Genomic DNA, 11314 nt, shown 5'->3' with positions numbered 1-11314 from the left:
ATAGACAATTGAGCGGGCAGTTCTTCTCCAATAGAGGAAAAAATCTCCACCCCCAGAGCTTGCTAAATCCCCTCGAAAAAACAAACGCTCAGGAAGCCGCGCCGGCGGCGGCAGGCGCTTTGGAAACCTTTTCGTCCGCAGGCGCCCCTTTGCCCCGAAAGACAATCACCTTGGTCGGACACTTTTGACGGGCCGCCTCCGTCGCCTCACTGGGCTGATAGCGGGCATAATCCACCCGGGCCAGATTGTCCTTGACCGTAAAGACATCGCTCTGACGGGCACATAGACCGCACCCGATGCAGCCGACCGCACACATCGCCCGCGTCGTCTTGCCGTTCTCCCTGCTGCTGCAGGCCGCCACCAGCATCATCTCGTGCGTGAAAGGCACCATCTCAATCAAACCGCGCGGACAGCCCGCCACACAGGCCCCGCATCCGGTGCACTTGTCATAATCAATCACCGCCAGTCCGTCGATAATATGAATGGCGTCAAACCGGCACCGGCGCACACAGCCGCCGAACCCCAGACAGCCGAAGGCGCAGGCCTGCACATTCGGCTGGGCATTGGCGCTGGTGCAGCCCTCAATCCCCCTGTACTCCGCATAAAACGTTTTGTCCTGTTTGCAGGCCCGGCAGTGAATAATCGGACGCTTCGGGGCTCCGCCCTCGGATATCTGCAGGTTCAGCACCGCCGCAATCTTCGCCGCCGTCGCCGCCCCGCCCGGCGAACACCGCCCAATCAGCGACGCATCCGCCGCCACAGCCTTGGCATAGGAAGAACAGCCCGCAAAGCCGCACGCTCCGCAGTCCACCTTCGGCAGCACCGCGTGAATCTGTTCCACCTTCGGGTCTTCCTGCACCTTCAGCTTGATGCTGGCCGCCAGCAGCACGACGGCAAACACAACCCCCAGACCTGTCAGCAGCAGGGCTGATAACCAAACCACCTGCATTCCTGTTGCGGCTATCATACCGTTCCTGTCCTTTTCTAACCGTCCTGCGGACGGATACCTGTCCTACCGAATCATTCCGGCAAACCCCATAAACGCCAGCGTCAGCAGCCCCGCCGTAATCAGCGTAATCGGCGCCCCCCGCAGCGCAGCCGGCACATCCGCCAGCTCCAGATTCTCCCGAATCCCCGCCATAATGCAGATCGCCAGCGTAAATCCCAAGCCGGCCCCAACACTGAGCACCACCGTCTCCGGCAGATTGTCAATCCCCCACAAATTGATAAACAGACACATTCCGAGGATGGCGCAGTTGGTTGTAATCAGCGGCAGAAAAATGCCGAAACTGTCATACAGCACCGGAAAGAACTTCCGCACATACATCTCCACCAGCTGCACGGCCCCGGCAATCACCAGAATAAAACAAACATAGCGAAGAACATTCAGACCGTACGGAATCAGAACAAAATAATCTATCAGCCATGTGAGGGTCCCTGCCAGCGCCAGCACAAACGTAACAGCGCACCCCATCCCGAAGGCCATATCAATCCGGCCGGAAACCCCCAAATATGGACACGTCCCCAAAAACTTCGTAAAAACCAGATTGTTGACAATCACAATCCCCAGAAATCCGAGCAGCAGGGTTTCAAATGTATCCATACCGGCTCTCCGTTCCGTCAGCTTCGTTTACTGGTGACCATTTTAACCAGCCCGAGCATCAGTCCGAGGGTCAGAAACGCCCCGACGGGCATCGCCATCCCCGCCATCCGAAACAGCGGCACATCCGGCAGACTCACCAGCGTCACCTTTTGGCCGAACTCAAAAACAATCTGTCCGGTCGCCAGCAGCTCCCGAACCAGCGCCAGCACCGCCAGCGCACCGGTAAAGCCCAGCCCCATTCCGACGGCATCGGCCAGACTGACCAGCAGCCCGTTCTTGCTCGCGCAGGCCTCCGCACGGCAGATAATAATGCAGTTGACGATAATCAGCGGGATATACGGCCCTAATTTGGCGCTCATCGCCGGCTGATAGGCCTTCAAAAACAAATCCGCAACCGTCACGAAAGCCGCAATCGTCAGCGTAAACATCAGAATCCGAAGGTGCGGCTTGAGCAGATTGCGCATCAGACTGACCACCAGATTCGAACCAATCAACACAAAAATCACGCTGGCCCCCATCGTCAGGGCCGCCTGCACACTGGTCGTCACCGCCAGCGTCGGACACATCCCGAGAATCAGCCGCAGCACCGGATTTTCCTGCCACAGTCCCGCCAGAAATGTGCGGGCCAAACTGGTCTGATTATCCGCCATTCGTTCGCCTCATTCTTTTGTCAGCAGCCCCTGCTCCCGAAGAGCCGCCCGAACCGCCGATACATACCGATTCAGAATATCCACCACCGCCTGACTGGTCACCGTCGCCCCGCTGATGGCCACAATCTCGCCGTCAATTCGCTCGGCATCGCCGGTCTTCACCAGCGTAAGCGTCCCGGCCGGCGCCCCGACAAACTGTTTCTGATAAAACCCGCCGGGAATGGTGATTTTGTCCCCGAAGCCAGGCGTTTCATTGCTGCTGAGCACCCCAAAGCCCGCCAGCTTCTCAAATCCGGCATCCGCCGCAACAACCAGTTTAATCTTGTCGGCAAAACCGGACCCTTCACACACAAATGCCCAGCCGATGCGTTTCCCCGAATCATCCACAGCCCGATAGACTTCAATCTGAACCGTCTTGCCTTTGCCCGCATCAACAGGGATTTTGAATTCAACCGCTTCAAACCGTTTCGCCTCCGGCAGCATCCCGCCGGCCAAACGCGTGAACTTTTCCACCTCGTTGCGGGCAATCCGCGGCGCCCACGCCGTGTCCGCTATCGCCAGCAGCACACCGAAAACCAGCGACGAAACCAGCAGCAGCCAGCTCTGCTCCCAGAAAAACCGCAGTTTAGACATGGGGCTTGCCTCCCACCGGCGCCGTATGACAAAGCCGGTCAATCAGCGGCGTAAACGCATTCATAATCAGCACCGCATACATCACCCCTTCCGGGTACTCTCCCACAACTCGAATCAGCATAATCAAAAAACCAACGCCGATTCCGAAAAGCCACTTGCCTCGGACCGACAGCGGCGCCGTGACGGGGTCCGTCGCAATGAAAAAGGCCCCCAGCATCAGGCCGCCGCCGTAAAGATGAAAATCCGGATGGACAAAGGCCTCGGGCTTAAGCAGCCAGCCGACGGCCGCAAAAATCCCCGCCGACAGCAGCACCGCCAGCGGGATATGATACGAAATCGTCTTTCGAACCAGCAGATACAGACCGCCCAAAAGCAGGGCCGCCGCAGAGGTCTCTCCGATGCAGCCGCCCACCTGTCCCCAGAAGACATCCTTCAGCTGGGTCTGAACCTGTTCGGGCTTTGCCTGTCCTTTCAGCGCCATCTTGCTCCAGGCCAGCGGCGTCGCCTGCGTAACGGCTTCCACATTCGACGCCTGCACCGTCGGCATCGATGCATCCAGCGTGGCCGGCACCGTCCAGGTCGTCATCGCCGCCCCGAACGAGGCCGTCAAAAAGGCCCTCGCCGCCATCGCCGGATTAAACACATTATTTCCGAGCCCGCCGAAAAGCATTTTGACAATCACAATGGCAAACACACTGCCGATGACGGCCACACTCAGCGGCACCGCCGGCGGCAGCGACAGCGCCAAAATCACCCCCGTCACCGCCGCACTCAAATCCCCCAGCGAATTCGGCTTGCGCCGCAGGCGATTGCAGACCCATTCGCTCAGCAGACAAGCCGCAACACAAACCGCAATCACAAGCACGGCGCGAAACCGGAAAAAAACCGCCGACGCAGCCATCGCCGGCACAAGGCCAATCAGCACATCCGCCATCACACGGCGGGTCGTCAGATTCTGACTCGTATGCGGAGCCGGTGAAACAATAATTTGGCTTAACATCGCTCGAAGATTCCTGTGTTAACCCAGTCGCTTCTTTTCCCGGGCCTTCAGCAGTTTGCCCGTCTTAATATAGCCAGCCAGTTCAATATGCGCCGGACACACATAACTGCAGCTGCCGCACTCGATGCAGGCGCTCAGATAATACTGCTCGGCCCGGTCCATCCGAAAATGCTTGACGGCATGGGCAATCTTTGTCGGATTCAGTCCCTCCGGGCAGACCGCCAAACACCGGCCGCACCGAATGCACGCCGTCTGCTGCCGCGCATATTTGGGCTCGGTGACATCTTCCCGCGTCAAAATTGTCAGCGCCCCGCACGTCTTGGTCAGCGGCGTCGTCAAATCGGCAATCGCAAAGCCCATCATCGGCCCGCCCAACACCACCTTGGCCGCCCGTTCCGTCAGACCCCCGCAATGAGTCAGCAAATCCTGAACACTCATTCCGATCGGCACATAATAATTGCCCGGACGGGCAATCGCTCGGCCCGTTACCGTCACCACTCGGTGCGTCAGCGGCTTTTGAAAAACCACCGCCTCGGCTATCGCCGCGCAGGTCGCCACATTCAGCACGCAAACCCCGATCTGCGGCGGAATCCCGCCGGTGGGAACCTGCTTGCCCAGAACAGCCCGTATCAGCTGCCGTTCCCCGCCCTGCGGGTATTTGGTTTTCACCACAACAACCTGAATATCTTCTTCACACCGACAGCGGGACAGGGCCTGTTCAAACGCTTTGACCGCCTCCGGTTTATTGTCCTCAATCCCAATCCGAACCGTCTGACAGCCGGCGGCACGGGCCGCCAGGCGAATCCCCGCCAGTATCTGCCAGGTCCACTCGAGCATAATGCGGTAATCGCAGGTGATGTACGGCTCGCACTCGCAGCCGTTGATAACCAGGGTATGCTTGGGCATTGCCGGATTCGGGTCAATCTTAACGCGGGTCGGAAAACCGGCCCCGCCCATCCCCACCAGCCCCGCTTCCTGAATCGCATTGCATATCTGCTCCGGCGTAAACGTGCCGGGGTCAAAACGCTCATCAAACCGCTGCGGCTGAGGAATCAGCGGGGGATTTTCCTCCGGATTGGCCTCCAGATACACCGCCATCGTCCGCCCGATGACCGGATGCGAGGCCAAAGCGATATCTTTCACCACCCCGTTGACCGGCGAGTGAATTGGTGCAGATACATACGCATCCGAACGGCCGAGCGGTTCGCCGAGCGCAACGGTCTGTTTCTTTTGAACCAGCGGCTTGCACGGCGCTCCGATATGCTGAACCAGCGGCAGTACAAGCTGACACGGTGTCGGCACCGGCTCAATCGGACAGGATTCCGTATAATGCTTATTCTCCAGCGGATGAACTCCGCCTTTAAATGTCTTTTTCGTTGTGAAAATCATTTTGCTCTTTCCCGCAGCCGCCGCTGCGTTTTCTCCAGCTCGGAACCGCCAGCCGAACCGCCGCCGCCGTCAAAACCGCCAAAACCGCCGACAGCAAAAAAACCGCCGCCGTACGAATCGACGGATTCTCGATTCGACCCTTCATCCAGATGTCCAGTCCCGCCGCCGAGACCGCAAAAACAGCCAGCGGAGCCAAAAAAATAAAAACGGCCTTCCAGACGACAGACGGCCCTTTCGTCTTCCCGAGGGCTTCATAGACTGACTGGCAGTCTCTTCGCAAACCGCAGCTGCGGCATGCTTCATCCATCGCTGTTCATTCCCGCTAAAACTATAAAAAAAACTTATATACTTTTCTTCTCCGGCTGCCGCAAGAAAAATTTCCGCCCGCAGAAGACGAACAAAAACAGCGGAACAACTACCACAAGCCGTCCGGCTTGAATCCGCCGACCTCCAAAATCCGCGAAGGCGATTCCGGCATCCCGGTTTTGGACGACAGATATGCCGCCTCCAGAACCGCCATCGTTCGCACATCCGCCTCCGGCGGCGGAAACAGCGGCTGCTGCGGATTCTCCAGATGTCGCAGATACATCTCCAGAAACCTCTGAGCCCACGCCGACGGCTCTGCACAAATCTGCCGCCGCTCCAGAACCCGACCGTCATACCCGCAAATCGTCAGCTGCTCGCGCTCCAGAGTAACAAAACGTTCCTTCCCGCAGACCCGCAGATATTCCCCAGGCGGTCCGAGCGTGCGGCTGGCGGAAATTTCGGCAATCAGCGAATCCGAAAACCGCATCACCGCCGCCGCCGTATCCTCCGTGGTGCTCATCCGCTGCTGTCGGTCCGGCGCCTGACTGCACCGCTGCATATAAACCTGCTGCGGCAGGCCGAAATGAAGCAGCAGACAGTCCATAAGCCAATAGGTATTCTGAATCAGCACTCCCCCGCCCGCCAGCGACGGGTCAAACCGCCATCGGTCCTGCGGCTCCGAAAGCGGCTGCGGAACCCGACAGACCAGCGAAATCAGATGCCAGTAGTTAACATCCTCCCGGTCGGCAATTTCCCCGAAAAGCTGCAGCAGCGGATGAAACCGCTGCGGCTCCAAAACAAGAAAGTAGCGTCCCTGTCGGTGCGCCGTTCGAATCCACTCCGAGGCCTGCTCAAACGTAAGCCCCGCCGGAGCGGTCTTGAAAACGGTACACTGCTTCTCAAGAGCCAGAGAAATCCATTCCGCACACTGATAGGTAGGTCCCCCCGCCAGAAAAATCTTCGGCCCCGTCTGCACCAGCATCCGACGGACGTCATCATACGCCGTGCATTCAAACCGGCGGGCCGCCGCCCCCGCACGCTCCGGGTCCAAATCCGCCACTCCCGCCACCGCAAAGACCTCCTTCATCGCAAAGGCACAGTCCAGCAGCGTCTCTATCTCTTTCGTCAGACCGAACGCGGCAATTTTCAGCGGACGCTCATTCATCGGCAATCCCTATCCTCGGCTTTCCCTGCCTTCCGGAGTCCTGTTTCGGTCAGACTCACAAACCTACACAAATACCTCAGGCACCGGAAACTGCCTGCACAAATCCCGGACTTCCCGCCCGACTTTTTCAATCACCGACTCATTATCCAGATTTTCCGCCACAGTCTTAATCCACAGCGCAATCTGGTCCATCTGCTCTTCCTTCATCCCCCGTGTCGTCGTCGCCGGAGTGCCCAGACGCAGGCCGCTCGGATTGAATGGCGGCGCCGTATCCCCCGGCACAGAGTTGTAATTGCATTCAATATGGGCCCGGTCCAGGGCCTTGGCCAGCGGTTTGCCCGCCAGACCTTTGTTTCGCAAATCAATCAAAATCAAATGATTATCCGTGCCGCCGGACACCAGGTTGAATCCGTACTCCAGCAGCCGCTCGGCCAGCCGTTTGGCGTTTTTGACGATCTGACGGGCATAGTCTTTGAAAGACGGCAAAGCCGCCTCTTTCAACGCCACCGCCAGCGCCGAAATGGTGTGCATATGCGGTCCGCCCTGCAGGCCTGGAAAGACCGATTTGTTCACCGCCGCCGCATGCTGCTGTTTGAACAAAATCATCCCCCCGCGGGGCCCCCGAAGCGTCTTGTGCGTCGTGGTTGTCACCACATCCGCATACGGAATCGGGCTCATATGAACCCCTCCGGCCACCAGCCCGGCAATATGGGCCATATCGCAGATGTGATAAGCCCCGACCGCCTTGGCTATCCGGTCAAACTGAGCAAAATCAATCTGACGCGGATACGCACTCGAACCGGAAATCAGAATCTTCGGACGATGCTCCTTGGCCAGCTGCTCAATCCGGTCATAGTCCAGCCGGCCGGTGGACGGGTCCAGCTCATACTGAACCGACTTGAAAAACTTGCCCGTATAGCTGACCTTCCAGCCGTGCGTCAAATGCCCGCCGTGCGGCAAAGCCAGCCCCATAATTGTGTCGCCCGGTTCCGCCAGCGCCCCGTAGGCCGCCAGATTCGCCTCCGAGCCGGAGTGCGGCTGGACGTTGGCCCCTTCGGCCCCGAACAGCTCCATCGCACGCTGACAGGCCAGCATTTCAATCTGGTCTGTAAACTGCTGACCTTCATAATACCGCTTGGTCGGATACCCCTCCGAATATTTATTGGTCAGACAGCTGCCGGTGGCCTCTCGAACCGCCTTCGAGACATAATTTTCCGAAGGAATCAGCCGAATCGAACCGGCCTGCCGGGCTTCTTCCCCGCAAATCAGTTCGTAAACCTGACGATCTGTTCGTTCCAGCGATGAACCCATTCTCAAACTCCAAATGAAATGTCTTTTTTTAGAAAAGGGTCTTATACCATATCCGCAACCCCTCTACAAGCCGGAACTTCTTGACAAAATGGCCCTCCGACGGCTACCATACAAAAAAAAACAGAAAATCGATAGATTCAATCGGGAGAATGTCCATCGAGCCGCAGGAAGACCAGTTTGAGCGCAACCTCGAAAAGGCCCGGGCCTTCTTCAACCGGGCGGAAGAGGTCGCCAGCGCTGACAACTTCGATTACGCCATCGACCTCTATCTGGAGGGGCTTCGGCTCTGTCCGGATGCGTTGGAGGACGGACACGCCCCCCTGCGCCGGCTGGCCCTTATCCGACAGGCTAAAGGCGGAAAAAAGCCGTCCATTATCGAGAAAGCCAAACGGCTCACACCTCGAAAAAACCCTCTCGAACAGATGCTCAATGCCGAGTATCTTCTGGCCAAAGACCCGGACTGTCTGGCCTACGCCGAAGATATGCTAAAGGCCTGTGTGGCCGGAGGTTATCATCGAACCGCCGAGTGGATTGCCCAGCTGATTTTCGACGCCAACCGGGCCAGCAGCAAACCTTCTTTGGCGACCTATCTTCTCCTGAAAGACTCCTACACTCAAATGGGGCTTTACAGCAAGGCCGTCGCCGCCTGCCAGCACGCCCTCGAACTGAAACCCAACGATGATATCCTCCGCGATGAATTCCGGGACCTGTGCGCCCGAATGACAATGGAAGAAGGCAAGTACGGAAAAGCCGCCGACTTCCGCAGCTCCATAAAAAACAAAGAACTTCAGGACCGGCTCCACAGTCAGGAACAGGCCGTCAAAAGTGCAGAGTACAAGCAAAAAGCCGTCATCGAGGCCAGAAAACTGGTCAAACAGGAGCCGACCGTTACCAATATCCTCCAGCTCGCCCAAAGTCTGGCTGATTTGGATACAGAGGAAAGCTGGGCCGAAGCAGCGGCGTTGCTTCAATCCAACTATGAAAAAACCCGTGATTTCACATTCAAAAGGAAACTGGGGGAACTTCAAATCCGGCGTCTGAAAGACCAAATCCGCCAGCTTCACCGCCAGCTGCAAGACAAACCGGATGATGAGGGTCTCAAAAGCCGGTTTCAAGCCCTTACGGCACTTCTGGATAAAACCGAACTGGAACATTACAAAGAATGTCAGGAAAACTACCCGACCGATTATCAGGTCAAATACGAATACGGCCGATGCCTTCTGAAAAATCACCGCTACGATGAGGCCATTCCCCTCTTTCAGGAGGCCCAGCAAAACCCGCGTCTGCGTCCGTCCGCCCTCGACAAGGCGGGACTTTGCTTTCTTCTGAAGGGCTGGTTTGAAGACGCCATTGACCTTTTTCAGGAGGCCCTCCAGCAGTGCCCGCCGCACGAAACCGCCCTCGCAAAAGACATAAGATACAATTTAGCAAGGGCTTACGAAGCCGCCGGCCAAATCGACAAAGCCCTCGAAATCTACCGGAAACTGGCCCAGACCGACTTCAGCTTTAAAGATGTCAGCCAGCGTATTGACAAACTGCGTTCCAAAGGCCATAATGGCTGATTCTTTATAGTCCGGTCTGAAGGCAGGCCGGTTGAATAGTGAAACAGATTTCAGGAGACAAACGTGGCACATTCGTTATCTGCCAAGAAGCGTGTTCGTCAAAACGCCAAGCGGCGGGCCATTAACCGGGCTCGCAAGAGTGCAATTAAGACCCAGACAAAAAAGTTTCTGGCGGCTGTAACGGCCGGGAATGCCGAAACCGCTCAGCAGGAGTTTAAAGCGCTGGTGCGCAAGCTGGACAAGGTGGCCTCCACCAGCACGATGCATAAAAACACGGCGGCCCGCATCAAGTCGCGTATGGCCCGCCGGCTCAACCAGATGCAGGTCAAGGCCGGCTGAACCGCTCGGCACAAAACACCCTGCTCTGACGGGAACCCAAAGGCCGTCCGCTGCGACGGCCTTTTTTATCGCAGGCGGACGAGCCCTCGCCTGCCGGGAGAAAACCTATGGCGCATCTGTTTATTAAAGACATCCAGCCCAACCAGCCAATCAATGATATCTACGTAGTCAGCCAGCCCATCCTCCGCAACACCACACGAGGCGATCTTTATATCGCCATGTTCCTGTCCGACAAGACCGGCAAGCTCAACAGCCGGATGTGGCAGGCCACCGAGGAAATTTATCAGCAGATTCCTCCGGAAGGATATGTGCACATCCGCGGCAAGAGTGAACTCTATCAGGGCGCCCTGCAAATCGTTATCAATGACATCCAGCCGGTGGACCCGTCCAAGGTCAATCCGGCCGACTATATCCCCCGTACGGACAAAGACATCGCCCAGATGTACAAAGAGATGCTCGGCATTCTGGCGGCGATTGAGAACGAGCCTCTGCGCAATCTCGTCTCGGCCTTTGTGAAGGATACGGAGCTGATGAAGCAGTTCTGCACGGCGCCGGCGGCGATGCAGATGCATCACAATTATCTGGGCGGGCTGCTGGAGCACACGCTCAATATGCTCAAGGCCGCCAAGGCCCTCTTCCCGTTCTATCCGAAGATTCAGAAAGATTTGGTCATTGCGGCCGTCTTTCTGCACGACATCGCCAAGACGCAGGAGCTGTCCTACAAGGTGAGCATCGGCTATACCGATCAGGGGCAGCTTTTGGGGCATATTATTCAGGGCTGTCAGCTGATTGCGCAAAAGGCCGACAAACTGGCGCAGGAAGGGAAACCCATCCCGCAGGAGATTTTGGACAACCTGCTGCACATTGTCATCAGCCATCACGGTCTGCCGGAATTCGGGGCGGTCAAGGTGCCCGCCACACCGGAGGCCTTCATGGTCCACTACATCGACAACCTCGACGCCAAGATGAACCAGACGACCATGCTGATTGAAAACGACCCGGGCGAGGGGAACTGGACCTCCTACCAGAAGTCGCTGGAAACCAAACTCTACCGCAACCGCGTCCTCGAAACGGAATAAATTTTTCTCTTTCCTCCCGACGGCAAGACGAAAAAACCAAAGCAGCCGCAAATGGTGCGGATTTCACAGACTGTTTGAAAACCTCCTTGCCCAGTTCAGGATTGTGATTCAGCGGCAGGGTTCCTTGACAAGTGTACGATATGATTTCAATACTATGACGCCCCTTTTTTCTGATAACTGGTCACTGATGACTGTTGACTGATAACTGATGACTTCTTTTGCTCCCGTCCGCTGGTCGCCGGAAGCCGGTCGCTGGCTTCTCTATATTCTTAATTCT

General features: G+C 57.1%; 12 protein-coding genes. 3 read left to right on the top strand and 9 right to left on the bottom strand.

The genetic code is table 11. From position 1 onward, the window contains the following. Positions 1-88 precede the first annotated feature (88 nt). The 9 genes from PKY88_08860 to glyA all read right to left on the bottom strand — a co-directional run bounded on the left by PKY88_08860 (position 89) and on the right by glyA (position 8057). Positions 89-967 carry an RnfABCDGE type electron transport complex subunit B gene (locus tag PKY88_08860; protein HOQ05308.1) on the bottom strand — a complete coding sequence of 293 codons (879 nt, stop codon included), beginning with the start codon at positions 965-967 and terminating at the stop codon, positions 89-91. 45 nt (positions 968-1012) lie between these two features. Beyond that, positions 1013-1603 (bottom strand): Rnf-Nqr domain containing protein, encoded by a 591-nt coding sequence (locus PKY88_08855; protein HOQ05307.1) that lies wholly within the window; start codon positions 1601-1603, stop codon positions 1013-1015. A 17-nt stretch (positions 1604-1620) separates the two neighbouring features. Next, entirely contained in the window at positions 1621-2253 is a 633-nt protein-coding gene (gene rsxE / locus PKY88_08850) for an electron transport complex subunit RsxE (GenBank protein HOQ05306.1), read from the bottom strand. A 9-nt stretch (positions 2254-2262) separates the two neighbouring features. Then, the gene (locus PKY88_08845) at positions 2263-2886 is read right to left on the bottom strand and encodes an FMN-binding protein (GenBank protein HOQ05305.1); all 624 of its coding nucleotides are present in this window, start codon (positions 2884-2886) and stop codon (positions 2263-2265) included. Continuing rightward, positions 2879-3886 (bottom strand): RnfABCDGE type electron transport complex subunit D, encoded by a 1008-nt coding sequence (locus PKY88_08840; GenBank protein HOQ05304.1) that lies wholly within the window; start codon positions 3884-3886, stop codon positions 2879-2881. The genes PKY88_08845 and PKY88_08840 overlap by 8 nt, the downstream gene beginning before the upstream one ends. 18 nt (positions 3887-3904) lie before the next feature. Then, a complete protein-coding gene (gene rsxC, locus PKY88_08835) occupies positions 3905-5275 on the bottom strand; it encodes an electron transport complex subunit RsxC (protein HOQ05303.1) in 1371 nt (456 codons plus the stop codon). Beyond that, positions 5247-5582, bottom strand: coding sequence for a hypothetical protein (locus tag PKY88_08830; protein HOQ05302.1), 336 nt, complete (start codon positions 5580-5582; stop codon positions 5247-5249). Before PKY88_08830 ends, rsxC begins: the two co-directional genes overlap by 29 nt. A gap of 108 nt (positions 5583-5690) precedes the next feature. Next, positions 5691-6746, bottom strand: coding sequence for a Gfo/Idh/MocA family oxidoreductase (locus PKY88_08825; protein HOQ05301.1), 1056 nt, complete (start codon positions 6744-6746; stop codon positions 5691-5693). Positions 6747-6809: 63 nt separating this feature from the next. Further along, entirely contained in the window at positions 6810-8057 is a 1248-nt protein-coding gene (gene glyA, locus PKY88_08820; protein ID HOQ05300.1) for a serine hydroxymethyltransferase, read from the bottom strand. A 149-nt stretch (positions 8058-8206) separates the two neighbouring features. Here glyA and PKY88_08815 point away from each other — a divergent pair, with 149 nt between their 5' ends. The 3 genes from PKY88_08815 to PKY88_08805 all read left to right on the top strand — a co-directional run bounded on the left by PKY88_08815 (position 8207) and on the right by PKY88_08805 (position 11037). After that, complete coding sequence (locus PKY88_08815; protein HOQ05299.1) at positions 8207-9619, top strand: tetratricopeptide repeat protein; 1413 nt, start codon at positions 8207-8209, stop codon at positions 9617-9619. Between the two features lie 63 nt (positions 9620-9682). Then, positions 9683-9958 carry a 30S ribosomal protein S20 gene (gene rpsT / locus PKY88_08810; protein HOQ05298.1) on the top strand — a complete coding sequence of 92 codons (276 nt, stop codon included), beginning with the start codon at positions 9683-9685 and terminating at the stop codon, positions 9956-9958. A gap of 107 nt (positions 9959-10065) precedes the next feature. Continuing rightward, positions 10066-11037 (top strand): HD domain-containing protein, encoded by a 972-nt coding sequence (locus PKY88_08805; GenBank protein ID HOQ05297.1) that lies wholly within the window; start codon positions 10066-10068, stop codon positions 11035-11037. The last annotated feature ends 277 nt before the right edge of the window (positions 11038-11314 follow it).

The organism is Anaerohalosphaeraceae bacterium, assembly GCA_035378985.1.
Classification (GTDB): Bacteria; Planctomycetota; Phycisphaerae; order Sedimentisphaerales; family Anaerohalosphaeraceae; genus JAHDQI01.
This window is presented reverse-complemented; position numbering and strand designations above follow the sequence as displayed.